Origin of the sequence: Hypericibacter terrae, from assembly GCF_008728855.1 — a bacterium.
GTDB lineage: Bacteria > Pseudomonadota > Alphaproteobacteria > Dongiales > Dongiaceae > Hypericibacter > Hypericibacter terrae.
The window spans coordinates 2,846,658-2,870,434 of record NZ_CP042906.1 but is presented as its reverse complement, the minus strand read 5'-3'; the positions used below and the strand labels follow the sequence as shown (position 1 = coordinate 2,870,434).

The following is a 23,777-nucleotide window of genomic DNA, read 5'->3' as shown; positions in this document are numbered from 1 at the left end:
CCCGGATACCACCTCAATGGGTAAACTTGTACATGAAATCGTACTCGCTGCCCTGAGCATTGCGGGCATGGAGCTTCATCTCGCCGCGCGCGCCGTAATATCGCCCGGTGCCGCCGGTCACGGCCAGGACGGAATCGCCGGCGTCGAGATAGGGCCCGGCCACGCTGAGCTGGCCGTCCTCCAGCTCCAGGGTCCAGTAGCATTCCCAGGCCGCGCCGACGACGGTGCGGATGCACCAGCCATTGTCATGTCCGACCAGCTTCTTGTTGTGTTCGTCGTAGATTTCGTTGGCGAAGGTCAGCAGATCGCCGACGCTGTCGCCCTTGGCGCCCAGATCGGTAACGGCATCCGTCGTGGCGCGCTCGACATAGGTGGCGCTCTCGGTCTGAAATGCGCTGGCCGGCCGCGACGAGCCGATCAGGGCGGCAAGGGCGATCAATGCGAACGTTAGCGGAAGGCCAAGGAGGCGGAGCATAGGGATTTTCTCCTCTGTTCGTTGAAACGGGACGAAAATCTGGCGCTTCCGCAAGCTGGCGTCGACGAGGCGCTCTCGAGGTCGGGAGCATGGGGAAGCGAGGCAACGCTAGGCCTGTCCTTTGGCGGACGTCAACGGCACGGACGGGTGCGGCGCAGAGCGGAAGCACCCGGAGGCGGCGCGCCGCCTTTTCCCTCCGAAGGGGTGATTGCCGCCCCCGGCGAGGCGCGCCTACACTCGCGGCCCAGTGATCGGGCGGTCCGTCTCCTGAACGGCCTCGTCCCTTCGCCCACAAGAATCGCCAGCGCTCATCCGTCGCCTCATGGGGCAGGAACCGAAGCGACTGCGACCCGGACGTCGACAAGCAGGGAACCCAAGGGAGCGAACCATGGCCGGATCGAGGGAGTTCATCGACAGACTGACCGACGGGCGCATGACGCGCCGCGAATTGAATCGCTGGCTCGCAACGGCGGGGCTCGGCCTCGCTGTCATGCCGGTCCTGCCCAGGGCCGCGCGCGCGGACGATCTGATCTACTACACCTGGAGCGGCTACGACGTGAAGGAGTTCATGCCGGGCTTCGTCGAGAAGCATGGCAGCACGCCGCAGACGCCGTTGTTCGGCGACGAGCAGGAAGCGTTGACCAAGATCCAGAGCGGCTTCCAGGTGGATCTGGCCCATCCCTGCAACAATCGCGTATCGATCTGGCGTGATGCCGGCGTGATCGAGCCGGTCGATACGAGCCGCCTCGAGCATTGGGGCGAGTTGTTCGACTCCCTCAAGACCCTCAAAGGAACGGTGACCGAGGATGGCCAGCATTGGTTCCTGCCGGTCGATTGGGGCATGACGGCGCTGATCTATCGGTCCGACCTGATCACCGATCCGGTCGACAGCTGGGAACTGCTTTGGGACCCGAAATACAAAGGCAAACTTTCCATCGGCGACGGCATGGCCGATACCGGCCTGATCGTGGCGACGCTGCTCAAGATCAAGGACCCGAACAACATGACGGCGGACGATCTGGCCAGGATCAAGAAGAAGCTGCTGGAGCAGAAACCACTGCTGCGATTCTACTGGAACGACGAGACCACGCTCGAGCAGGCCTTGACGTCGGGCGAGGTGGTGGCTTCGTCCTCCTGGAACGGAGCGGCCGCGACGCTGATCGACCAGGGCGTGCCGGTGAAGTTCGTGTCGCCGAAGGAAGGAGCGCTGACCTATTGCTGCGGCCTGGTGCGGGTGAAGGGCGGTGGCCATGACGACGCGGCCTACGACCTCATGAACGCCATGAGCTCCCCCGACGCCGGCAAATGGCTGATCGAGACCTATGGCTATGGCCACTCGAACAGCAAGGCCTTCGGCATGGTCGCGCCGGAGATGCTGGCCAAGCGCAGCCTGCCGAAGGACCCGACGGAGATGCTGGGGCAGGGCGTCTATTCGACCGTGTCGCGTCATCTTGCGGAGCTGTCGCAGATCCTCGAGGAGGTGAAGGCGTCGCAATAGCCGACACCGGTTCAGGACTGCATAATTGGTTCATCAGGCGAGCCCGGCCCCGCGAGGCCGGGCTCTTTTCGTCGATGGTTGAGACCTTCGTGCCATTGGTTTCGAAAAATCTGATGTAACAGGACAAGTGGCCCGCTTGTGCGGTGCCGAACGCCCTCATATCCTCGCCGATGCAGCAATGAACGGATGCAATGACGGCAGCGCCTGACGCAGGCTGCTGTCGGTCGTCGAAAGGAACAGCATGGCCGTCGCTCCCTCCATCACCATCGCCGAATTCGAGGAGCGGCAGCGCCGCGCCAGGGCGGCCTCGGCCGCCGCGGGTTTCGACGGTCTTCTGGTGATCTCGCGCGGCGGCGGATCGGTGGATCGCTACGCCAACGTCCTCTATCTCGCGAATTTCTACAGCTCCTTCCCCTTCATCCCCGATCGCCGGCCGGATTGGTCGGCGCGCGGCCATCCGATGCTGGTGCTGCCGAACCAGGGCGATCCGATCCTGGTGGTCGACATGCCGGTGCGGCCGCACGAGATTCCGCTGTCCAACGTGGTCCAGGCCGACGATGTGCTCCCCGCGGTCGTCAAGGCGATCAAGGACGCCAAGCTCGCGGGCAAGAATATCGGCGTCGCCGGTGCCGACGCGCTGCCCTGGGCGGCCTTCCGCAAGATCGAATCCGACCTGCAGGGAATCCGTTTCACGCCGGCCGACGAGATCCTGGAGAAACAGCGTTCGGTGAAGTCGCCGGCCGAGATCGCGATCCTGCGCCGCGCCTCCGAGATCGGCTCCAACGCGATCGAGGAGATGATGGATTTCGCGCAGGCCGGACGGACGCATGGCGAGATCATGGGGGTCGGGCTGAACGCGCTCGCCCGCGAAGGGGCCGTCATGTACAACAACTTCATGGCGTCGGGGCGCGGCGGCAATGCGCCGCTCTATATCGCAACCGACTTCCCGACCTTCGCTTCCAAGGAGCCGCTGGAAGACGGCCACTGGTTCGGTATCGGCCTGTCCGGCGTGTTTCAGGGGTACTATTTCGATCACTCCCGATCCAAGCCCATCGGCAACGCCAGCCATCCGGAAATCGAATCCTTCGAAGCCTCGATCGCAGCGGTGGAGGCCGGCATCGCCGCGATCAAGCCGGGCGTGACCGCCGGCGCGGTGGCGAAAGCCGGCTTCAAGCGTCTTCAGGAGCTCGGTTTTGCGGCGACCAGCGATTTCTCGGGCCTGGGCCACGGCATCGGGCTCGGCTGGGACGCTCCCTGGCTGGTGCCCGACGAGACCTGGGTGATCGAGCCCGGCATGGTGCTGTGCGTGGAGCGCACCGTGGAGAAACACGGCTTCGTCGGCGATTTCGAGGAGACCGTCCTCGTCACCGACAAAGGCTGCGAAAAGATCAGCAAGGCACGCATTCGCCGCTGGTAGTCCGCCGATTCAAGGCGGCCCCGACAACGCAACGCCGCCTGGGGGCGGCAGGCAGAGGAAACATGAACAGAGGCAAAGTGAATTCCGTCATCGATCTCTACATGACCGATCGGCGCGGCTTCCTTAAGGCGGCATCGGCCCTGGGGCTGGGCGTCGCGATGACGCCGGTCTTCGGGCGTTCTTCCGAGGCGGCCGCGACCTTGTCCTATTTCGGCTGGAACGGCTACGAGATCCCGGAGCTGCACACGGCCTATACCAAGGCCTATGGCGGCGAGCCGACGGCGACCTTCTTCAGCGACGAGGAAGAAGCGCTGCAGAAGGTCCGCGCCGGCTTCAATCCCGACGTAATCCATCCTTGCGTCAACACCGTGCGGCGCTTCAAGGATGCCGGGCTGATCAAGCCGCTCGACACCAAGCAGATCGCCGGCTGGGACAACATCTTTCCGCAGTTCCTGTCGGTGAAGGACGTAAAGGAGGAAGACGGCTATTACATCATGCCGTTCGACTGGGGCACCTCCTCGGTGATCTATCGACCGGACCTGGTCGACATCAAGGAGGAGAGCTGGACCATCTTCCTCGACGATCGCTACAAGGGGAAAATGGCGTTCCTGGATTCGCCCGACAACATCGCGGCGGTGGCGGGCCTCCTCAGCGGCGCCAAAAATCCAATGGACATGAACGACGAAGAGATGGCGAAGGCGAGCGACATCCTTCGCCACATGAATTCCAACATGCGCTTCTACTGGACCGACAACACCGAGCTCGAACAGTCGCTGGCCTCGGGCGAGGTGGTTGCGGCCTGGGGCTGGGGCCAGTCGGTCAACAATCTCAAGAAGCAGGGCGTCGACATCAAGATGATGAACCCCAAAGAGGGCATCATGACCTGGATCTGCGGCTTGACCTCGACCGTGAAGGGCAAGTGCAGCGACAAGGAACGCTATGATTTCATGAGCGCCATGCTGGCGCCCGAGAGCGGGAAGTACCTGATCGAGCAGTATGGCTACGGCCATGCCAACCAGGAATCCTTCAAGGTGGCCTCGCCAGAGAGCGTCGCGCTGCTGGGCTTCAAGGACCCGAACGACTTCCTCAAGACCGGGAACTTCTTCACCGCGGTCGAACCCGCCAAGCGCGAGAAGATCCAGGCGATGTGGGCCACCATCAAGGCCGGCGGCTGAGTTCCTTCGACGACGATCTGAGCGCCGGCATCGCCGGCCAGACGGGGCGCTCTTCCCGAAAAGGGGAGGGCGCCCCGTTTCGATTCCGGAGCCACGGCCTGATCGGGATGGACGACTCCACCGGGTCAGCGACGATCCCGGGACAATTCCGATGGGCGGCGGGAGTTCTCCACAGGCTCAGTGCTGTGGCCAAATTCGGGCCAGCATTCTTGACGTCTGTGGATCGTTTTTAAATTCAACGACGATTCAATGGAGTCGCAAAATTCTCTTCTGTTAATAGTTGAGTAACTAAACCCAAGCCGCTGGCGCCATTTTGGGGCGGACGCATTTGGCGTAATTCAGCTAATCTTAGCCATGTTTGGTAACGCTCAAAGCGAGGTTTCGCGGGGCAAAAGTCGTTTTACGACCGTATCTTAAGGTGTCCCGTCAAGTTTGTGTTAACCACTTTTTTACTAATCCTAACAAGGACATCCAGAATCTTCTGCTTGCAATCTATGAACCGGGCGTTCATCCTTTGTTAAGGCTCTTGGCAAGGGCAGAAAACGGGGCGGGGGAGACAAAGAATGTTGGTTAATCGCATCGCGACAGCCGACGGGCTCTTTCGGACAGACGGTCCCGATTCGGACGCTGTTCGCGCCGCGGCCAATAGGGCCGGACCTCGTCCTATCGATTCCATCGCAACGCCGGCCGAGCGCCGCTCGGCTCTGGCCCGTTTCGCCGCCACCGGCGAACTGACCCTCGGCGAGATGGATCTGTTCTGGGACCGCACCGCGAAGCTTTACTGGCAGTATATGCGTCCCGCCGGCCGCGCCAGCTTCACCTTCGGGCTGCTCAGCGATATGCGCGAGGCGCTGTTCTTCCTCACCGACATGTATGCCGAGGCGACCCCGGCCGATCCACATCCGGTGCGCTATTCGGTCTTGGCTTCCCGCATCCCCGGCATCTTCAATCTGGGCGGCGACCTGCCGCAGTTCGCCGAGTTGATCCGCAGCCGCGATCGCTCGGTCCTGCGCCGGTACGCCCATGCCTGCATCGAGGTGCAATATCCGCGGGCGACCAATGTCGGCCTGCCGATCATCGGCATCGCGCTGGTGCAGGGTGACGCGCTGGGTGGCGGCTTCGAGGCGGCGTTGGCCTGCAACGTGATCGTGGCCGAGAAGAGCGCCAAGTTCGGTCTGCCCGAGATCCTCTTCAACCTGTTCCCCGGCATGGGCGCCCTCAGCTTCCTGACCCGGCGCATCGGCATGGTCGAAGCCGAGCGGATGGTCTTCTCCGGACGGATCTATGGCGCCGAAGAGCTCCAGGCGATGGGCGTGGTGGATGTGGTGGCCGAGGACGGGCAGGGCGAGATGGCGGTGCAGGACTATATCGCCCGGATGGATCGCGGCTTCGCGACCCGCCTGGCGGTCTATGGCTCGCGCCAGACGATCCACCCCGTGACCCGCGAAGAATTGATGCAGATCACCGAACGCTGGGTCGATGCGGCAATCGCGCTGGCGCCGACCGATATCCGGAAGATGGAACGGCTCGCCTCGGCGCAGGATCGCCGCTGGGCGGCGATCGCCCAGCAGCAGCGTGCCACTCAGAGCGCGGAGGCGGCCGCGATCGCCACGGCCTGAGGCCGGCGATCCGAACGCAGGGATTCATGGCAGACGGTCCGCCCGGTTGAGGGCGGCAGTATAAAATTGGACCCGGCAATGCAAGTTGCCGGGTCTTTTCTTATGGACGGACGAGGGAAGGGACGCCAGGCGCCGGATCGCGCCGGGGCGGCCCGTCAGTTCGGCTGGATGGATTTGCGCCGTTCTTCGAGATGGCGCATGGCCGCGACCCGGAAGCGCTCGAACTCCTCGCGCAAGGCGGCCAGGCGTTGCGAGGAATCGCGTTCCAGGTCCGGCGTGGAGGCGGCGCAGATCTCGCCGCAGATCCGATGCACGCGGACCGCGCCCACATTGGCGGCGCTCGAACGCATGCCGTGGGCGACGTCGCGGATGCCGACCATGTGGCGGTCGCGAACCGCGTCGGCCATCGCCTCGATCAGGCCTTCGGTATCGCTGATGAAGTCGGTCAGGATCTCGCCCAGGAAGTCGCCCTCGGGATCCATCGCCTCGAGCGCCGCCATGGCGCCGAAATCGATGACCGGGCCGCTGTCGGACTGGAAGCGGGGATGGGTGGTGATATCGGTGACGGCCGCGGTCGGGCCGGCGGCGGGGGCCGGCACCGGCTCCGGCGTCGCCGTGGCCGCGGCCGGCGGCTTCCGGTCGGCAACCTCCTCGATCACCTTCAGCAGATGAGCGGCTTCGACCGGTTTGGTGATGTAGCCGTCCATGCCCGCTTCCTGGCAGAGCGAGCGGGTCTCGGTCGTGGCGTCGGCCGTCAGGGCGACCATGGGGAGATAGGGATCGTCCATGTGCGAGAAGCGATGGAGCTTCACCACATCGAGCCCGCTGGTGCCGGGCATGTTGATATCGAGCAGGACCAGGTCGAAACGCTCCTGTTCCAGCGCGTCGAGCGCGGCGTCGCCGGTCTCGACCAGGTGAGGATCGTGGCCCGCGCGGCGCAGGATCTTCGCGGTCACCTTGCGGTTCACGCCATTGTCTTCGGCGACGAGGATGCGCAAGGGACGCTGCGCGCGGGATTCCGCGGCGTGGCGACGCTGGACCTCCTGTTCCTCGTCCTTGCGCTGCGCATCGAACACCCGCAGCGCATGCACGACATGGGCGATGGCGGCGGCGTCCGGATGGCGCTCGAGCGACATCAGGAAATTCTCGCGCACGGTGGGACCCGTCAGATCGCCGCCGATCAGCACCAGCGCCACATCGCCCGTCGGATCGGCGGTGCGCAGTGCGGCGGCCGCATCGGTCGGTGTCAGGCCCGTCGCGGGATCGAGGAAGACGATGTGATAGTCGATGCCCTCGCGCTTGTCGTCGATGACGCGGTCGACCGCGGCCCCCAGCGAGGTCAGGCGGCGCATCGCGTAGCCCGCTTCCTCGATCGGGAATTGCAGATGACGCGCCAGCACCGCGTCGGAGGAGACCAGGAGCACCTCGCGCGCCAGCGGAACCGGCGGTGCGCTCAGGGGAACCACTTTGGAGACGGCGATCGGGATCTCGACGCGGAAGCGGCTGCCCTTGCCGACCTCGCTTTCGACGCCGATCGTGCCGCCCATCAGGCCGCTCAGCTGCTTCGCGAGCGCAAGGCCGAGGCCGGTGCCGCCATAGCGTCGGTTGGTGGCGTCGTCGGCCTGGGTGAAGCTGTCGAAGATGCGCTGGCAGGCATCGGCCGAGATGCCGATGCCGGTGTCGGTGACCTCGAAGCGGAGCAGGGGTTGTTCCGGCGTCCCGCCGATGCGTTCGACCGTCAGCAGGATATGGCCGCGGTCGGTGAACTTGACGGCGTTCGACAGGAGGTTGGTCAGGATCTGGCGCAATTGCTGGCAGCCGCCGAAGAGATGCGGCGGCACGTCGGCGCCGATGTGGGTCGCCAGCCGCAGGCTCTTCTTGACCGCCTCGTTGCGCAGGATGCGCACGATGTCGGCGATCTCGGCATAGAGGTCGAAATCGATGATCTCGACCGACATCTTGCCGGCCTCGATCTTCGAGAAATCGAGGATGTGGTTGATCAGCGACAGCAGCGCGCGGGCCGAGGTGCCGATCGTGCGCATCATGTCGCGCTGATCGCGATCGAGCTTGGTGTCCTGCATCAGGTCGCCCAGCCCGATGATGGCGTTCAGCGGCGTGCGCAGCTCGTGGCTCATGGTGGCGAGGAAGCGGCTCTTGGCCTGGTTCGCCTGCTCGGCCGCCCGCTTGGCCTCGGTCAGTTTGCGGATCAGCGTGGCCACATAGCCGGGCAGCACCATCAGCGCCGCGACCGCGCCGAAGGCAAGGTGGGGCGAGTTGCGCCAATAGTCGGTGGTGACCCAGACGAAGATCATGCCGGCGGTGCTGACCAGCGCCGAGGCGGCTAGGTAGCGGTTGCCGAAGCGGAAGCCGTTGCCGAAGGTGATCCACAGATAGATCAGATAGAGCGGCGTGCCGGCCTCGCCGCCCCAATGCATCAGGGCGGTGAGGGTTGCGAAGTCCGTGACCATCGCCGCCAGGCGGCGCGGCGGCGAGATGTGCGGCCAGGCCAGGATCAGGGCGACATAGACCAGCGACAGCACCAGATAGCCCGAGGCCCAGTAGAACCCCCAGCTGAAAGAGGGGACGGTGAAGTCGTTGAGGACCGCCAGGATGAGGTAATAGGCCGCGAGGATCAGGACGATGACCACGCGCACGAACGCCTGTTCGTGCTCGCTGTCCTGACGGCGACGCAAACGCTCCCGCAGGAAGCGGGTCAGCGAAATCTGCTCGGGGTTGCGGTTATCCGTATCGGCAGCCATGGCGCGCCCTGTCGCCTTGATTGCTGCGCAGACCGATCAGCCACCGGCTCAGTCGCCGGCCGCATTCGGCAATGGCCCGGGAAAAGCTGTTAGGCACGTGTCGCCTGACGGTGCGTGCGGCTCGGCGGGAACAGCAAGGTCACGCTGGTGCCGACGCCGATGGCGCTGGAAATGTCGAAGGTGCCGCCATGGAGCTTGGTCAGCTCGATCGCCAGGGGCAGGCCGAGGCCCGTCCCGGAATGGCTGTGGGTATCGGCGCGGTGGACCCGGCCGAAACGGGCGATCGCAATCGGAATGTCCTGCTCGGCCATGCCAATACCCGTATCGGTCACGGTGATCCGGATTCCCCCGGTTTCCGCCAGAGCGGCACCGATCGTCACGCTGCCCCCGGGCGGGGTAAAGCGAAGTCCATTGGTCACGAGGTTAAGCAGGATCTGCTTAACTTTCCGTTCATCGGCTTCGAGCAGCGGCAACTTGCCGGAAATCGTGGTTTTCAGCTCGATCTGGGCCTCTTCCGCGCGGGCCGCCATCAGGCGGGTCACGTCGTGGAACAGCTTCTTCAGCTCGACCCGGCCCTCGATCAGCTCCAGCTTGCCGGCCTCGATCTGGGACACGTCGAGCATGTCGTCGATGATCTGGAGGAGATGCTGGGCGCTGGCAAGGATGTCGTTGGAATATTCGAGATAGCGCGGATTGCCGATCGGGCCGAGGAGCTCGATCTTCATCATCTCGGCGAAGCCGATGATGGCATTCAAGGGCGTGCGCAGCTCGTGGCTGGTATTCGCCAGGAACTCGGTCTTGGTGTCGTTCGCGGCGTCGGCCCGCTCCTTGGCGTCGCGCAGGTCGCGTTCGGCCGACTTGCGGTCGGTGATGTCGAGCGAGACGCTGACCACGGTCGCGATCCGGCCGCGCCCGTCATTGAGCGGCGCCTTGGTCGTCAGGAACACGCGCTCGCGGCCTTCGCGATCGATCAGATGCTCCTCGAGGCCGGTCTTGGCGTGGCCGCTCTCGATCACCTGGGCCGAGAACTCCTGATGGCGGCGGCCATAATCTTCGCCGAACAGGTCGGCCACGCGCTTGCCCACGGCGGCCTCCGCATCGATGCCGAAGAACTCGCACTGGTAGCTGTTGACGAAGGCGATCTGGCCCTGTGCGTCCGACACGCAGATCATCGCGGGCACGGCGTCGATGACGAGCCCCAGCACTTCCTTGGACTGGCGCTGTTCTTCGGTGCGCAGGCGGTTGGTGAGATTGAGCACTTCCTCGAGGGTGAGGGCGCGCCGGCGGATGATCTCCTGCTGGCGGCGCATGGTGAGGAGGTTCTGGACGCGAACTCGGAACTCGTGATGGTCGACGGGGCTGATCAGGAAATCGGAGGCGCCGGCCTCGAGCGCCTTGTAGCGAAACTCGCGATCCTCATAGACCGTGACGACGATGACGGGCACATCGAAGCATTGCGGTCGCTGGCGGATGGCGCGGATGAATTCCGCGCCGTCGAGGCGCGGCATCTTGAAATCGGTGATGATGAGGTCGGGCGTATTTTCCGTCGTCCAGTCGAGCGCCGACGCCGCGTCGTCGAACGCGCGCACGGTCACATCGTTGCCAAGCGAGCTTGCCAGCTTGGCGAGAATGTTCCGGTTGGTGACCCGGTCATCGATGACGACGATGAGCGACATGGCGCCTCACAGTTCCCGTCGTGTGGCGCCGGGTCCATGCTCGGACCTGGCCGCTTCAGCAACCTCGATATCCACGACGCGGCATTCCTCCCTGGCGGCGTGGCGATTCAATTCCGCACCATTAACCATACTAAACCCGCCCCCGCACGCTGTCCCGCCCCCGCGAATTGGCGCTCGGGGCGCCGATTCGATCTCGTCTTTCAGCGACATCCTCTAACCCCTTCATAATACTAGGAATGCGAAGCGTTAATTCTCTGTAAAGATCAGTAGAAATTTCTCGGCGCCAGGGGGCTTCCGGAGGGCCGCGCGGGGAGACTCGGTCGCTTTACGCGTTCTATCCCCGCTTCTACACTGCCGCCCCTTAAAAAAGGCCAAGTTTGGCCATGGGGCGCGGGTAGGGAATGCAGGGGAGCATCGGCCGACGATGGAGAGGGCGGTGGTTCGTCCTGGCGGCGGCCCTGGCCGCGTCTCTCGGCGCGTCCTCCGCACGCGCCGACCGCATGGCCAGCATCGTGGTGGATGCCGGCACCGGCCAGGTGATCCAGCAGGTCGACGCGACCCGGATCTGGCACCCGGCCTCCCTGACCAAGCTGATGACCATCTATCTGGCCTTTACGGCGCTGGAGAGCGGTCAGATTTCCGTCGACGAAGCCCTCCTGGTCTCGCCGACTGCCGCCGCCCAGCCTGAAACCAAGTTGGGCCTGCGCGAGGGCAAGACCATCACGGTCGCCCAGGCGATCAAGGCGGTGATCGTCCGCTCGGCCAACGATGCCGCCGTCCTGCTTGGCGAGCGGATCGCCGGCACCGAGGACGCCTTCGCCATCATGATGACCCTGAAGGCGCGCGAGCTCGGCATGACCCGGACGGTGTTCCACAACGCGACCGGCCTGCCCGACGACGGCCAGGTGACGACGGCGCGCGACATGGCGATCCTGGCCCGGGCGCTGATGACGGATTTCCCCGAGCGCTATCCGATTTTCGCCAGCACCAGCCTGCAATGGGGGGGCCGCACCCTGACCACCTATAACGGCCTGCTCAGCGCCTATCAGGGGGCCGACGGGCTGAAGACCGGCTTCACCTGTGCCTCGGGCTACAATCTGGTCGGATCGGCCTTGAGGGAGGGGCGGCGGCTTATCGGGGTGGTACTGGGCGGTCGCTCCAGCGGCGAGCGCAACGGCGAGATGGCGCGGCTGCTCGATTCCGGATTCCACACCCCCGTGCTGCCATCATTTCCCGAGCTGACCGCCATGCCGGACGGCGACAACCAGGATGCGCCGCGCCAGCTCTCCTCGGCCGAATGCAGCACCTTGCCCAGCGCCTCGCTCGAAGGCGGCACCGGCAAGCTGCCCGGATGGGCCGTGATCTTCGGGGCTTTCGCGGATCAGGCGAAGGCGCGCAATACGGTGGACCAGGCCCGCAAGGCCCTGCAGGCGGTTCTCAAACATGGCCAGCCGGCGATCATCCGGCGCCAGCAGGAAGGCACCTATCGCTGGGCGGCGCTCGTGGTGGGGCTGGGACAGGACGAGGCCAAGGCGGCCTGCCGGAAAATGCAGGCCGACGGTGGCTACTGCCTGGCCCTCAATCCGGACGTGCTGAACAGCCCGTCCGCGTTATGGCGCTGACCGGAGAACGGGCCCGCCCTCGCGCGGGCAGGCCCTGATTTCTCGTCGCTTCTCGAAAGGTTGCGACAGGCCGGCGCTCAGTTGAGCTTCTGTCGATAGGTCTGGTGGCAGGCCCCGCAGCCATCCTTGCCCATATTGGCGAAGGCGTCCGAGATGGCCGTCTTCTCGCCGGCCGGGATCGTCGCTGCGGTCGCGGTCGCCAGCTCGCCCAGATGCTCGGCATGCTGTTTGAAATCCGCGAAATTGGCCCAGATGTCGGGCTTGGCGCCGGTCTCGCCGACATTGTCGTTGAGACTGGTACCTTGCGGGAACAGGTCGGGGATTTTCGAGGAATCCGCCTGGATCAGGTTGATGGCGGCCGTCGCGTCCGCGGCGGTTCCTGTGCCTTTTTCCAGGAAGTCGTTGATGATCCCCATCTGCTTGCCCATCTCCTTCATGAGCGCCCGGCGCTGCGCGATGACGGGGGAATCGGCGATGCTATGGGTGCTCTGGACAACACCGATACCGATGGAAACGATGGCGGCGGCGCCGAAGGCGATCCAAGACTTCCGGCTCATGCACAAACTCTCCTCTGTGGATGAGAACCTATGAAAACGCTGCTCGCTCCGATGGAGGCGTGCCCGAGCGAGGGTAGACGATCGCCTGCACGCGACCTAGTAGGCACCAAAGGGTAACCCATGTCGTCCCCTCGCTCGCATGCGCCGATAACGGGTTACAGGAGCGTGCTCATCCGTCGCCTCACGAATATGTTATCGCCCGTGATCCCGATGTCGCCCCTCCGTCATGCTTCGCGCGCCCTGGCGGACGCCCTGCCGCGTCCGGGCATGACGGCGTTCGCGCTCATCGCCCTGGTGCTCGGCGCCTGCAGCACGCCGTCGCCACCCAAGCCGGCCATGGTCGCGATCGGCGCGAACGGCAATTACGGCTACTCCGAGGTGATGCTGGAGGCGGACCGGTACCAGGTCAGCTACCTCACGCCGCGGCTCAAGGTCTCGGCCAGCCGTTCCGACCGCGATGCGGATATCGTGGCGGCGAAGACCAAGGCCCACGACCTGGCTTTCTGGCGTGCCGCCCAGCTCGGGCGCGAGAAGGGGTTCGCGGCGCTGAAGCTCGTCGACGAGCATACCGACACCGATGTGAATACGAACGTCCAGCGCAGCTACCAGCCGGGGTTCTACGGATACGGCTTCTATGGCTACGGCTACCGGCGCTACCCGGGCGGGTTCGGGCCGGTTCCCTGGTTTCCCGGGGATTATCCCTATGATTATTACGGCCCCGGCGACTATTACGAACGAACGACGACCAGCATGCGGGTGAATTCGCGTTTGGAAGTGAAATTCTTCAAGACAAGCGCGGATCAGGCGCAGAGCATCGACGCCGTCATGGACGACATGGCAAAGAAATATGGCCAGGCCACCTACCCCTGACGGTGGATGAGCGCCAGGGATGGGGTCGGGGTCGAAATCAGCAGAGCGGGACGGAACCAGTTGACGCCCGTCGCGTTGCGTTGAAGTGAAATTGCGTCAAACAGAGAACAAGGAGACTGATATGGCGAAAGCCAAGGATACGGCGACCAAGGGGCCTGATGCGGCGACGCGTCGGAAGGCGCCGTTGGCGACGCCCACGAGCTTTGGGTCGAACGAGATTCGGGACATCAGCGGCGGGCTCAACGCGCTGCTCGCGGACGTTTTCGTCCTTTACCTCAAGACCAAGAATTTTCATTGGCATGTGAGCGGCCCGCATTTCCGGGACTACCATCTGCTGCTGGACGACCAGGGAACCGAGATCTACGGGATGACCGACGACATCGCGGAGCGCGTGCGCAAGATCGGCGGCACGACCATCCGTTCGATCGGCCATATCGCGCGGTTGCAGCGCCTGAAGGACAACAACGCGGACTTTGTCGATCCGTCCGGGATGCTGGCCGAGTTGCGCGAGGACAATTTGGCGCTGGTCGCCAGCATGCGCGCGGTCCACGACCTCTGCGACGACGCCGAGGATGTGGCGACGGCGAGCCTGCTCGAGAACTGGATCGATCAGACCGAAAAGCGCATCTGGTTTCTGTTCGAAGCCGGCCGTCCCGCCGGATCCGGCGGGCACTGATTCCGCTCGACGGAGCGGCATCGCCCATGACTTGATGGAGCGCCCGCGGGCCCACGAGGTCCGCGGGCGTTTCGCTGGGCGCTCACTGGCGCTTGCCGGCGACGCCAGGGAGAAAGATCGAAAATGAAACTTACCATTCTGCTGGGCAGCCTGCGCAAAGGCTCCTTCAACGCGGCAATCGCGCGGGCGTTGCCGGGGTTGGCGCCTTCGGGTGTCTCGTTCGAGACGCTGGTGCCAGTGAACCAGTTGCCGTTCTACGACGCCGATATCCAGGCGGGCGGATTTCCGGAAGCAGTCACGAGCCTGGGCCGCGCCATCAAGGTCGCGGACGGCATCGTCATCGTGACGCCGGAATATAACTATTCGGTCCCGGGCGGCCTCAAGAATGCGATCGACTGGCTGTCGCGCCTGCCCGACAAGCCCTTTGCCGGCAAGCCGGTGCTGATCCAGACGGCGTCCACCAGCCTGCTGGGCGGCGCCCGCGCGCAATATCATCTGCGCCAGACGATGGTCTTCCTCGATGCGGCGGTGATGAATCTGCCGGAGGTGATGGTGGCGCAGGCGCAGCACAAGATCGACCCCGCCACGGGCGAGCTGACCGATGCGCCCACCCGGGAGATCATCGCCAAACAGCTGCAGAACTTCGTGGTCTTCGTGCGCAAGTTCCAGGCCGGCGCGAAGCTTCAGGCCTGACGCATCTCTAAGGAGCGGCGGGGCGCCAGCGCCTGGTTCTCGGTGCGGATGCGCCAATAGAGGATCGCGAGATTGGCGAGGCCGAAGATGAGCGCCAGTCCCCAGGCGTGGAGCGCGCCCGACAGGACCGGGATCTCGAGCGCCACGACCAGATAGTTGGGATGGCGGACGAAGCGGTAGGGGCCGCGGCGAACCAGCGGCGCCCCCGGCAGCGAGATGATGCGCGTCGTCCAGTAACGCCCCAGCGTCGCGATGATCCAGATCCGGGCCAGTTGCAGCAACGCGAAGGCGCCGAGCAGGATCGGCTCGGGCGTCGTGTCATGCGGCACGAAGATCCAGAGCGACAGGATCCAGAGTGCATGCAGTGCCACGATCAGGGGATAGTGATTGCGCCCATGCTCGACGGCGCCGGCCGCCAGCAGCCGCCGGCTGTTGGCATTGGCCAGCAGCAGCTCGATCAGCCTGGCCGCGACCAGATAGCCGAAGACCAGCGTGAACGCCATCAGCGGGACCCCAGAAGCTGGAAGGCCGCCGTGAAGCCCGGCCCCAGCGCGGTCATCAGCCAGGGCCCCTCTGCCCGCGTCGCCAGCATGCGCTCGAGCACGAACAGGGCGGTCGGCGCCGACATGTTGCCATAGAGGCGCAGTATGTCGCGGGCCTCGGTCATGCTGCCCGGTTCCAGCGCCAGGGCATCCTCGAGCGCCTCGATCACCTTGGCGCCGCCCGGATGGCAGACATAGCGCTCGATCTCGGCGGGTGCGATGCCGTGGCGCGCGAGAAAGCCGAGCATGGCGGGGCGGAACTGTGTCCGGACCAGGGTCGGGATATCGCGCGAGAACAGCACGCCCAGCCCGTCCTCCTCGACATGCCAGCCCATGACATCGAGCGTGCCGGGCCAGGTATATTCGCCGGCAGGCCCCAGGGCGGGTCCGTCGCCGTCGCAGGAGATCAGGGCGGCGGCGGCGCCGTCACCGAAGAGGGCAGTCGCGATCACGTTGCTCTTCGAATTGTCGCCGCGCCGGAAGGTGAGGGCGCAGAGCTCGACCACCAGCAGCAGCACATTCCGGCCGGGGGCGGCGCGGGCGAGCTCGGCGGCACGGGAGAATCCCAGCACGCCGCCGGCGCATCCGAGCCCGAAGACCGGAAGGCGCATCACATCGCGCCGGAAGGGCAGCCGTTCCATCAGGAGCGCGTCGAGGCTGGGGGTGGCGATGCCGGTGGAGGACACCGTGACGATCGCGTCGATCTGCTCCCAGGCCATGCCGGCGCTGGCGAGGCAGCGTTCGGTGGCGTCGGCCAGCAAGGCCGGCGCATGCTCGACGAACAGCGCCGTCCGCTCATGCCAGCCATGGCGCGCGAAATACCAGTCGAGCGGCACGCAGGAATGCCGCCGCGCGATGCCCGCATTGCTATAGGCCGGCATCAGCCGATCCAGCTCGGCGGGCGGCCGGTCGAACAAATGGCCGGCCGCCGCCATGACATCCTCCTGCGGCAGCGCGTGGGACGGCACGGCGGTGGTGAGGCCGCGCAAGCGTGCGACGGGCGGCACGGGGCTCGATTGGGCGAACGGCTGCGGCCGGATGAAGGTACGCGGAGGTGCAAGTTCCAAGGGAGGGCCTTTGAGGTGCGAGGCCGGCGCTGCGGGCCATGCCGAATCAAGGGCATGTGAAGGAGCGCGGACGATATCCGAGAGTTGGACGCCGCGCGGGAAGGCGGCAAATCAACAGCCGATCACTTTTCCGGGAACGTCGTACGGATTGGTAAGGAATTCTGGCGTTGAAAGACGATGACGCCGAGGGACCGATGGCCGGCCCGCCATGTGCGTGACGGCCATGCGGCAAAGCGCCGGTGGTGAATGTGGCAGACCTGAACAACAGCGAGCAAAGCAGGACAAGACCCGCCCGGGTTTCGATCGTCGGCGGTCTGATCCTGCGCCTGCGCGCTTATTTCTTCGCCGGAATCCTGATCACGGCGCCGATCAGCATCACCGTCTATCTGGCCTGGGCCCTGATCCATTGGGTGGATGGCGCGGTCATTCCGCTGATCCCCGCCACTTACAATCCGGAGAATTATCTCCCCTTCAGCGTTCCCGGCATCGGCCTGCTCATCCTGCTGGTCGGGCTGACGCTGATCGGCGCGCTGACCGCGAACCTGGTCGGCCGCATGCTGGTTCGCGGCTCCGACCGGCTCCTCAACCGCACGCCAGTGGTGCGCGGCGTCTATAACGCGCTGAAGCAGATCTTCGAGACCGTGCTGTCGCAGAAATCGCAGGCCTTCCGCGAGGTGGTGCTGGTGGAGTATCCGCGCAAAGGGGTCTGGGCGCTGGGCTTCATCACCGGGACGCCCGAGGGCGAGATCCAGGATCTGGGCGGCGGCGCGCTCGCCAGCGTTTTCGTGCCGACCACGCCCAACCCGACCAGCGGCTTCCTGCTGTTCCTGCCGGATCGCGAGCTCGTTCGCCTCGGCATGACGGTCGAGGAAGGGATCAAGATGGTCGTCTCGGGCGGCATCGTCTCGCCGCCGGACCGGCGCGTGCCCGACCTCACCAAGGTTCAAGCCGTGGCGGGCTCGCGCGGCTTCGGCGGCCGCTGACGGAACCTCTCCCGGGTCGTCCGCCCAGGCCCTCCATCCTGCGATCGGGCTCAGTTGCCCGAATGGCAGCCGAGGCAGTTGCTCTTGGTCTTGACCTCGGGGCGCGCGATCACCGCCGCGGGAATGTTCCCATGCACGCTGTTCCAAAAGGGCGTGTCGGTAATTCGCAGGGGCACGTCGTCGGGCCGGATCCCGCGGAGCACCCCGGCCGGTACGCCCGGCGCGCGGTCGGCCGCATTCGCCATGAGGTAGTCGGCGATGATCTTCGTCGTCGCCTTGTCGAGGCTGGCATCCTCGCCGAAATGATGCGCGAGATCGCTGGTGATGGCTTTCCAGGACCGGGCGGGCAGGAACACCGGCGGATAAGCCATGTGGCAAGCGCCGCACTGCTTGTTGAAGGTCTCCTGGGCGCTGGCCGAGACGGCGATCGGCACGATACCGCCGGCGCTGTCGGCCCAGGCGCTGGCGAGCGCGACCGCCGCGACGAGTGCCGCCAGCGTCGTACCCAGAAACAAATGCCGGACCATGGGCCGTCTCCCTGTCGCTCGGTGTCGCTGCGCTCTCATTGGGTCGCCAGGAAGGTGACGTAGTCGCCTTTCTCCTGCGCGGTGCATTCCCGACCCAGGACGGTGTTGCAGTTGCGCCGGAACCAGAGCTCGACCTTGTCGAGATCGGTGAAACGCTGCGGGCTGACCGACACCGCCATCGGATCGATGGCCTTGCCGACGCGCGTCTGCCCCATCTGCTTCGGGTCGGTGGTATGGCAGGTGGAGCAGGAGGGCGTATCGGGGTTGGCGCTGTGCTTGGCCAGGAAGAAGGCCTTGCCGCGATCGGCGGAGAATCCCTTGAAGGCGGGGTCGCTTGCCTTGGCGGCAGCGGCATAGTGGTCGATCACGGCCTGCTGTCCCGGGCCGACGGCGGCGATGGCGCCGAGGGTCGACAGGAGGGAAACGGCGATCACGCTCAAGGCGAGAGAGAAGAACGGTTTCATGGGCCTCACGGCGGGGGTTGCTGGGGGACGAGGATCGCGAGGGGATTGAAACGCCCCGACGCCGCGTCCTGGTGGCAGGCGTCGCATTGGCCTCTGCCGCCGACCGGTTTGGAGGAAAAGACCTGCGGCGGCAGAGAGGCATGACGGCGCGTCCAGAAGGCTGTTGCCGTTATTCGCAGCGGGTCGGCAGGGTCGGGTTGCGTAAAGACATGGGCCGCCAGCGTGTCGTAATGCTCGGCCGCGTTGGCGAGAAGATAGGTGCGGATCGCTTGTGCCTTCGCGGGATCGAGCTCGGCATCCTCGCCGAAATGCCGCGCCAGCCCGTCCATGATCGCGTTCCAGGTCGCCGCGGGCAGCAGGCTCGGGTGATAGGCGACATGGCAGGCGCCGCATTCCTGCGCGTAGACCTTGTCGAGGGGGTGCTCGGGAACTCCGGCCGCCGGCCACCGCATCATGACGATGACGGCGGGCACGATGCCGACAAAGAGGATCGCGACGATGACGGTCGCGAGGCCGGGGCTGGACTCGCGCGGAGGTGCCGCGATGTCGGCACGCCGCACCTCCTTGCGGCCGTCGATCATCGCGCGCACGAGATTCTCCCGGGTCCGGCGACTCTCATAGAGGGCGCCGCCGATATGGAGGGCGATCAAGCCGAGCAGGCCATAGGCCAGCCATTGATGGACCACCCATGCGGTCCGACCCCCGGTGTAATCGACGGCGAAGGCAAGGGGACCGATCTTCAGGGCGCCACCCAGCGCGATCGTCCCGGTGACGCCGATCGCGACGATGATCGCGATCAAGGCAAGGATCATGGCCCCGCCCAGCGGATTGTGCCCGCGGTGGCGACGGGCGACGCCCTGCTGCAATTCGCGCAGATGGTGGAGCAAGTCGCCTGGCGCCGCCACGAAGCTGGAGAAGCGGGCGAAGGTCGAGCCCAGCAAGCCCCAGACGATTCTCGCCGCCACCAGGACCAGGGCGGCAATGCCGGCGGCCAGATGCCAGCCCAGCCAGGTGATCGGCAGGATCAGGCTCGTGATGATCGCCATCGCGACGGCGGCCACCAGAAGCCAATGAAACAGCCGGATGAAGGGGTCCCAGACGATGACCCGGGCGGGCTCACGCGATCCGTCGGCGATCGGGCTCTCGTTTGAAACCGAGGTCATTCCGCTGCTTCGCTGCCTCTCCTATCAAGGCGGTGGCGCGACAACCCTAGCGGCCGGCACCTGACAGGAACCTGTCGAAAGCTCCCGCTTCAGCCCTTCGTCACCCGGAACCATTCCGGCCAATCCTTCAGCAGCCGGCCGCCGTCGGTCGAGAAGGTTTCCTCGCTGACCTTGAGCGACTGGATCCGGTCGGCGCGGAAATGGCGGTAGTCCTGGCGCAGCTCGCACCAGGCGCAGACCAGCGTGACCTCGACGAAATAGGCGACCGCGATCGGCCAGATCCGGCGCGTCGTCGGCTCGCCCTCGCGGTCGAGATAGTCGATCTGCAGCTTGTTGCGATTGCGGATGGCGCGGCGGATCAGGGCCATGTCCGCGATGGCGGGCGCGCTGGCGCCATGCTCGGAGACGAAGAAGCTGGGCGAGGCCATCTGATCCTGCAGGGCGGACGGCAGCACCGCCGTGATTTTCGAGAGCACGCTGTCAGCCGCCGCTTTGAGGCCCGGATCCCCGGTGCGCCTTGTCAGGAGCGCTCCCACCAGGATCGCCTCGATTTCTTCGGCCGTGAACATCAGGGGCGGCAGGTCGTAGCCCTGGCGCAGCAGATAGCCCAGCCCCGCCGCGCCCTCGATCGGCACCTGGCGTGCCTGCAGCGTGGCGATGTCGCGATAGACCGTGCGCGGCGTCACTTCCAGCCGCTCCGCCAGATCGGAAGCGGTCATCGGGCCCTTGGCCCCGCGCAATGCCTGGATGATGTCGAACAGCCGGTCGGCGCGCCGCATCGCAAGGCCCCTCCCTCTGGCCTCGCACTCATTCTACCGCGAATGCTCCTGACAGCACGCTGTCAGGAGGCGGCCGCTAGGTTCTCACCATGAGAGTCGCAGAAGCGCAGAGGACCGACGTCATGGGCGAGACCCGCCGGGGCCAGGAGGGGCTGGGAATCCTGCTGCTGGTGGGCTCGGCGGTGGCGTTCAGCACCGCCGGCTATTTCACCCGCCTGATCCCCGTCGATGTCTGGACCCTGCTATTCTGGCGCGGGATTTTCGCCGGGCTCTTCGTCATGGGCGTGCTGGTCTGGCAGCATGGCGCCGACGCCTGGCGGTCGATCCCGGCGATGGGGCTCCCGGGCCTTTCCGTCACCGCGCTGTCGAGCAGCGGCATGATCTTCTTCATCCATGCCTTCCGCCATACCAGCGTCGCCGATGTCGCCATCGTCTATGCGGCTGCACCCTTCGTGACCGCCGGCATCGCCTGGCTCTGGCTGCGAGAGCGGCCGTCGCGCGGCACCTTGATCGCCAGCGCCATTGCCTTCGTCGGGGTCGTCGTCATGATGGGGGGCGCCTTCCGGTTGGGCAACATGCTGGGCGATCTGTTCGCCCTGGCGATGACGCTGTCGCTGTCCCTGATGATGGTCGTGCTGCGCCGCCATGGGGATCGCCCGATGACCGCCGCGGCAGGCCTGTCACCTTTGCTGACGGCCTTGCTGGTGCTGCCCTTCGCGACGCCAGGCGGGGTCGGCTCCATCGACATTTGGCATCTGGCGCTCTTCGGCGTGCTGCAGAACGGGATCGGGCTGCTGCTCATCACCTGGGGCACGAAGATGCTGCCAGCGGCCCAGGGCGCCCTCATCGGCGCGCTCGATGCGCCGCTGGCCCCGGTCTGGGTCTGGCTCGCTTTCAACGAGATCCCGCCGACCCTGACATTGATGGGCGGCGCCATCGTGATGCTGGCGGTGCTGGGCCATCTGTTGGGCGACCGGCGCTCTGCCGTCTTGGCACAAACGGACTCGCCTTAGCCCGAGCGCACCGTCTTCACCACCGCGTCGCGCTCGAAGAGATAGAGCAGCACCCGCAGGGCCTGGCCGCGCGCGGCGGCGAGGTCGGGGTCGCGTTCGAGGATGAGGCGCGCATCGTCGCGCGCGGCGGCGAGGAGCTCACCATGCTGGGCGATGTTCGCCAGCTTGAAGTCGGGCAGGCCGCTCTGCCGCGTGCCCAACAATTCGCCGGCACCGCGCAGCCGCAGATCCTCCTCCGCAATGCGGAAGCCGTCGTCGGTTTCGCGGAGGATCTTGAGGCGCGCCTTGGCCGTCTCGCCCAGCGGCGCCTGGTAGAGCAGGAGACAGGTCGAGCGCTTGGCGCCGCGGCCGATGCGCCCGCGCAGCTGATGAAGCTGCGCCAGGCCGAACCGCTCCGCATGCTCGATCACCATGATGGTCGCGGCCGGCACGTCGACGCCGACCTCGACCACGGTGGTGGCCACAAGAATGTCGATGTCGCCGCGCGAGAAAGCCGTCATGGCGGCGTCGCGCTCGGCGGTCTTTTGCTGGCCATGCACCAGCCCGACCCGCACCGGCAACCGTTGTGACAGATCGGCGAAGCGCGCCTCGGCATTGGCGAGATCGACCGCCTCGGATTCTTCGACCAGCGGACAGATCCAATAGGCCCGCGCGCCGTCGGCGATGCCGCGCCCGACCGCGGCCACCACCTCCTCGATGCGGTCGAGCGGCACGGCGCGTGTGTCGATCGGCTGGCGCCCCGCCGGCTTCTCGGTCAAGCGCGAGACATCGAGATCGCCATAGGCGGTCAGCATCAGCGTGCGCGGGATCGGTGTCGCCGTCATCACCAGCACGTCCGCGCCTTTGCCTTTTTCGGCCAGCAGCAGCCTTTGATGCACGCCGAAGCGATGCTGCTCGTCGATCACCGCCAGGCCCAGGTCGCGGAACTCGACATCCTCCTGGACCAGCGCATGGGTGCCGACCACGATCGGGATCGAACCGTCGGCAAGACCCGCCAGCGTGTCGGCGCGTGCCTTGGCACGGTCGCGACCCGTCAGCAGCCCGACGCGCAGCCCTGCGGCTTCGGCCAGCGGCGAAATGGTGGCCAGATGCTGGCGCGCGAGGATCTCGGTCGGCGCCAGGAGCGCGGCTTGCGCGCCCGCTTCGACGGCGATCGCCATCGCCATCAGCGCCACGACGGTCTTGCCGCTGCCGACATCGCCTTGGAGCAGCCGCAGCATCGGCGCCGGCCCCGCCATGTCGGCTTCGATTTCCTGGATCGCCGTCTTCTGCGATCCGGTGAGGGAGAAGGGGAGTGCCTTCGCGATCCGGGCGCGGATGGCACCGTCGCCCTTGAGCCGCCGGCCGACGAGTTTTCGTTGCCGTGCGCGCACCAACGCCAGGGCGAGCTGGCTCGCCAGCAGCTCGTCGAAGGCGAGCCGCTGGCGAGCCAGGGTCGACGGCTCGAGATCGGCCAGCTCCCCCGGGCTGTGGGCCGTGGTCAGGCTGCTGCGCCAACTGGCCCAGCCCTGCCGCTTCAGATAGTCGGCGTCAATCCATTCGGGGAGCTCGGGCGCGCGATCGACCGCGGCGCGGATTGCCTTGGCCAGGAGCCGCGGCGTCAGCCCCGCCGTCAGCGGATAGACTGGCTCGACCCGCCGCACGGTCTCGGCCTCCGCTTCGGGCACCACATGGTCCGGATGGGCCATCTGCAGCTCGCCCTGGTACCGCTCGACCCGGCCGCTCACCACCCGGGTTTCGCCGATCGGCAGGGTCTTTTCCAGCCAGTCGGACTTGGCGTTGAAGAAGACCAGGGTCAGGCTGCCGGTCGCGTCATGGCAGCGGACCCGGTAGGGCAGGCGCGGGGTGCGCGGCTTCTCATGCCGGTCCACGGTCACCGCCACGGTGATGATGGCGCCCTCGGGCGCCTCGGCGAGGGCCGGCGAGAAGCGCCGATCCACCAGTCCGCTCGGCAGATGCCAGCAGAGATCCACCACCCGGGGCCCGGCCAGCTGCTCGATCAGCTTGCCGATCCGTGGGCCCACGCCCGGCAGGGATGTGACCGGGGCGAACAGGGGAAAGAGGATTTCGGGGCGCAATTGTCCTCGGTGGATTTGTGGCTATTGCCGGGCCGGCCCCACGGGGCCGGGTTGTGCGGCGATTTTGGCGGGTTCTGCGGGCTGACAGGAGGAGATTCGCTCGCTATATCCTAGCGTCGCGCGA

Annotated in this window: 21 protein-coding genes; 10 read left to right on the top strand and 11 right to left on the bottom strand. The window is 65.9% G+C overall.

What is annotated here, in order from left to right:
- Positions 1 to 13 precede the first annotated feature (13 nt).
- On the bottom strand, positions 14 to 439 hold the full coding sequence (locus tag FRZ44_RS13090; protein ID WP_225308671.1) for an allene oxide cyclase family protein: 426 nt from the start codon (positions 437 to 439) through the stop codon (positions 14 to 16).
- A gap of 424 nt (positions 440 to 863) precedes the next feature.
- Here FRZ44_RS13090 and FRZ44_RS13085 point away from each other — a divergent pair, with 424 nt between their 5' ends.
- From FRZ44_RS13085 to FRZ44_RS13070, 4 genes are all read left to right on the top strand, one after another.
- A complete protein-coding gene (locus FRZ44_RS13085; protein WP_191908571.1) occupies positions 864 to 1,973 on the top strand; it encodes an ABC transporter substrate-binding protein in 1,110 nt (369 codons plus the stop codon).
- A gap of 241 nt (positions 1,974 to 2,214) precedes the next feature.
- Positions 2,215 to 3,390, top strand: a complete 1,176-nt coding sequence (locus tag FRZ44_RS13080) for a M24 family metallopeptidase (protein ID WP_151177611.1) — start codon at positions 2,215 to 2,217, stop codon at positions 3,388 to 3,390.
- Between the two features lie 62 nt (positions 3,391 to 3,452).
- Complete coding sequence (locus tag FRZ44_RS13075) at positions 3,453 to 4,565, top strand: ABC transporter substrate-binding protein (RefSeq protein WP_151177610.1); 1,113 nt, start codon at positions 3,453 to 3,455, stop codon at positions 4,563 to 4,565.
- A gap of 563 nt (positions 4,566 to 5,128) precedes the next feature.
- Positions 5,129 to 6,184, top strand: coding sequence for a crotonase/enoyl-CoA hydratase family protein (locus FRZ44_RS13070; protein WP_151177609.1), 1,056 nt, complete (start codon positions 5,129 to 5,131; stop codon positions 6,182 to 6,184).
- Positions 6,185 to 6,339: 155 nt separating this feature from the next.
- On the opposite strand, the gene FRZ44_RS13065 is transcribed toward FRZ44_RS13070, so the two are convergent.
- Positions 6,340 to 8,943 carry an ATP-binding protein gene (locus tag FRZ44_RS13065; RefSeq protein WP_151177608.1) on the bottom strand — a complete coding sequence of 868 codons (2,604 nt, stop codon included), beginning with the start codon at positions 8,941 to 8,943 and terminating at the stop codon, positions 6,340 to 6,342.
- Between the two features lie 89 nt (positions 8,944 to 9,032).
- Positions 9,033 to 10,619: an ATP-binding protein gene (locus FRZ44_RS13060; protein ID WP_151177607.1), complete on the bottom strand. Its 1,587-nt coding sequence runs from the start codon at positions 10,617 to 10,619 to the stop codon at positions 9,033 to 9,035.
- 500 nt (positions 10,620 to 11,119) lie between these two features.
- On the opposite strand from FRZ44_RS13060, the gene FRZ44_RS13055 reads away from it, so the two are divergent.
- Positions 11,120 to 12,241, top strand: coding sequence for a D-alanyl-D-alanine carboxypeptidase (locus FRZ44_RS13055; protein ID WP_191908570.1), 1,122 nt, complete (start codon positions 11,120 to 11,122; stop codon positions 12,239 to 12,241).
- Positions 12,242 to 12,318: 77 nt separating this feature from the next.
- Here the strand turns inward: FRZ44_RS13055 and FRZ44_RS13050 are convergent, their stop codons facing one another.
- On the bottom strand, positions 12,319 to 12,798 hold the full coding sequence (locus FRZ44_RS13050) for a c-type cytochrome (RefSeq protein WP_151177605.1): 480 nt from the start codon (positions 12,796 to 12,798) through the stop codon (positions 12,319 to 12,321).
- Between the two features lie 210 nt (positions 12,799 to 13,008).
- Here FRZ44_RS13050 and FRZ44_RS13045 point away from each other — a divergent pair, with 210 nt between their 5' ends.
- From FRZ44_RS13045 to FRZ44_RS13035, 3 genes are all read left to right on the top strand, one after another.
- A complete protein-coding gene (locus tag FRZ44_RS13045) occupies positions 13,009 to 13,668 on the top strand; it encodes a CC0125/CC1285 family lipoprotein (protein ID WP_151177604.1) in 660 nt (219 codons plus the stop codon).
- Between the two features lie 121 nt (positions 13,669 to 13,789).
- Complete coding sequence (locus FRZ44_RS13040) at positions 13,790 to 14,344, top strand: Dps family protein (protein ID WP_151177603.1); 555 nt, start codon at positions 13,790 to 13,792, stop codon at positions 14,342 to 14,344.
- Between the two features lie 123 nt (positions 14,345 to 14,467).
- On the top strand, positions 14,468 to 15,037 hold the full coding sequence (locus FRZ44_RS13035; protein WP_151177602.1) for an NADPH-dependent FMN reductase: 570 nt from the start codon (positions 14,468 to 14,470) through the stop codon (positions 15,035 to 15,037).
- Here the strand turns inward: FRZ44_RS13035 and FRZ44_RS13030 are convergent.
- Together FRZ44_RS13030 and FRZ44_RS13025 are read right to left on the bottom strand one after the other, a co-directional pair.
- A complete protein-coding gene (locus FRZ44_RS13030; protein WP_151177601.1) occupies positions 15,028 to 15,540 on the bottom strand; it encodes an isoprenylcysteine carboxyl methyltransferase family protein in 513 nt (170 codons plus the stop codon). The two genes, FRZ44_RS13035 and FRZ44_RS13030, sit on opposite strands and share 10 nt — an antisense overlap.
- Positions 15,540 to 16,586 carry a type III polyketide synthase gene (locus FRZ44_RS13025; RefSeq protein WP_225308670.1) on the bottom strand — a complete coding sequence of 349 codons (1,047 nt, stop codon included), beginning with the start codon at positions 16,584 to 16,586 and terminating at the stop codon, positions 15,540 to 15,542. The genes FRZ44_RS13030 and FRZ44_RS13025 overlap by 1 nt, the downstream gene beginning before the upstream one ends.
- Positions 16,587 to 16,888: 302 nt before the next feature.
- Here FRZ44_RS13025 and FRZ44_RS13020 point away from each other — a divergent pair, with 302 nt between their 5' ends.
- On the top strand, positions 16,889 to 17,629 hold the full coding sequence (locus FRZ44_RS13020) for a DUF502 domain-containing protein (RefSeq protein WP_151177600.1): 741 nt from the start codon (positions 16,889 to 16,891) through the stop codon (positions 17,627 to 17,629).
- Between the two features lie 50 nt (positions 17,630 to 17,679).
- Here the strand turns inward: FRZ44_RS13020 and FRZ44_RS13015 are convergent, their stop codons facing one another.
- The 4 genes from FRZ44_RS13015 to FRZ44_RS13000 all read right to left on the bottom strand — a co-directional run bounded on the left by FRZ44_RS13015 (position 17,680) and on the right by FRZ44_RS13000 (position 20,562).
- Positions 17,680 to 18,156, bottom strand: a complete 477-nt coding sequence (locus tag FRZ44_RS13015) for a diheme cytochrome c (protein ID WP_191908569.1) — start codon at positions 18,154 to 18,156, stop codon at positions 17,680 to 17,682.
- A 35-nt stretch (positions 18,157 to 18,191) separates the two neighbouring features.
- A complete protein-coding gene (locus FRZ44_RS13010; protein WP_151177598.1) occupies positions 18,192 to 18,620 on the bottom strand; it encodes a DUF1924 domain-containing protein in 429 nt (142 codons plus the stop codon).
- 5 nt (positions 18,621 to 18,625) lie between these two features.
- Complete coding sequence (locus FRZ44_RS13005; RefSeq protein WP_151177597.1) at positions 18,626 to 19,783, bottom strand: cytochrome b/b6 domain-containing protein; 1,158 nt, start codon at positions 19,781 to 19,783, stop codon at positions 18,626 to 18,628.
- Positions 19,784 to 19,872: 89 nt separating this feature from the next.
- Complete coding sequence (locus FRZ44_RS13000) at positions 19,873 to 20,562, bottom strand: helix-turn-helix transcriptional regulator (protein WP_151177596.1); 690 nt, start codon at positions 20,560 to 20,562, stop codon at positions 19,873 to 19,875.
- A 122-nt stretch (positions 20,563 to 20,684) separates the two neighbouring features.
- Between FRZ44_RS13000 and FRZ44_RS12995 the strand changes: the two genes are divergently transcribed.
- On the top strand, positions 20,685 to 21,575 hold the full coding sequence (locus tag FRZ44_RS12995; protein WP_191908568.1) for a DMT family transporter: 891 nt from the start codon (positions 20,685 to 20,687) through the stop codon (positions 21,573 to 21,575).
- On the opposite strand, the gene recG is transcribed toward FRZ44_RS12995, so the two are convergent.
- Positions 21,572 to 23,653, bottom strand: coding sequence for an ATP-dependent DNA helicase RecG (gene recG, locus FRZ44_RS12990; RefSeq protein WP_151177594.1), 2,082 nt, complete (start codon positions 23,651 to 23,653; stop codon positions 21,572 to 21,574). The two genes, FRZ44_RS12995 and recG, sit on opposite strands and share 4 nt — an antisense overlap.
- Positions 23,654 to 23,777 lie beyond the last annotated feature (124 nt).

Excerpts from the sequence above, each read along its gene's own strand:
- FRZ44_RS13060 (WP_151177607.1), bottom strand. The coding sequence starts at position 10,619 with ATGTCGCTCATCGTCGTCATCGATGACCGGGTCACCAACCGGAACATT.
- FRZ44_RS13030 (WP_151177601.1), bottom strand. The coding sequence starts at position 15,540 with ATGGCGTTCACGCTGGTCTTCGGCTATCTGGTCGCGGCCAGGCTGATC.
- FRZ44_RS13015 (WP_191908569.1), bottom strand. The coding sequence starts at position 18,156 with ATGGTCCGGCATTTGTTTCTGGGTACGACGCTGGCGGCACTCGTCGCG.
- FRZ44_RS13085 (WP_191908571.1), top strand. The coding sequence starts at position 864 with ATGGCCGGATCGAGGGAGTTCATCGACAGACTGACCGACGGGCGCATG.
- FRZ44_RS13035 (WP_151177602.1), top strand. The coding sequence starts at position 14,468 with ATGAAACTTACCATTCTGCTGGGCAGCCTGCGCAAAGGCTCCTTCAAC.
- FRZ44_RS13040 (WP_151177603.1), top strand. The coding sequence starts at position 13,790 with ATGGCGAAAGCCAAGGATACGGCGACCAAGGGGCCTGATGCGGCGACG.
- FRZ44_RS12995 (WP_191908568.1), top strand. The coding sequence starts at position 20,685 with ATGGGCGAGACCCGCCGGGGCCAGGAGGGGCTGGGAATCCTGCTGCTG.
- FRZ44_RS13075 (WP_151177610.1), top strand. The coding sequence starts at position 3,453 with ATGAACAGAGGCAAAGTGAATTCCGTCATCGATCTCTACATGACCGAT.
- FRZ44_RS13065 (WP_151177608.1), bottom strand. The coding sequence starts at position 8,943 with ATGGCTGCCGATACGGATAACCGCAACCCCGAGCAGATTTCGCTGACC.
- FRZ44_RS13070 (WP_151177609.1), top strand. The coding sequence starts at position 5,129 with ATGTTGGTTAATCGCATCGCGACAGCCGACGGGCTCTTTCGGACAGAC.
- FRZ44_RS13045 (WP_151177604.1), top strand. The coding sequence starts at position 13,009 with ATGTCGCCCCTCCGTCATGCTTCGCGCGCCCTGGCGGACGCCCTGCCG.
- FRZ44_RS13010 (WP_151177598.1), bottom strand. The coding sequence starts at position 18,620 with ATGAAACCGTTCTTCTCTCTCGCCTTGAGCGTGATCGCCGTTTCCCTC.
- FRZ44_RS13055 (WP_191908570.1), top strand. The coding sequence starts at position 11,120 with ATGGCCAGCATCGTGGTGGATGCCGGCACCGGCCAGGTGATCCAGCAG.
- FRZ44_RS13000 (WP_151177596.1), bottom strand. The coding sequence starts at position 20,562 with ATGCGGCGCGCCGACCGGCTGTTCGACATCATCCAGGCATTGCGCGGG.
- FRZ44_RS13080 (WP_151177611.1), top strand. The coding sequence starts at position 2,215 with ATGGCCGTCGCTCCCTCCATCACCATCGCCGAATTCGAGGAGCGGCAG.
- FRZ44_RS13005 (WP_151177597.1), bottom strand. The coding sequence starts at position 19,783 with ATGACCTCGGTTTCAAACGAGAGCCCGATCGCCGACGGATCGCGTGAG.
- FRZ44_RS13050 (WP_151177605.1), bottom strand. The coding sequence starts at position 12,798 with ATGAGCCGGAAGTCTTGGATCGCCTTCGGCGCCGCCGCCATCGTTTCC.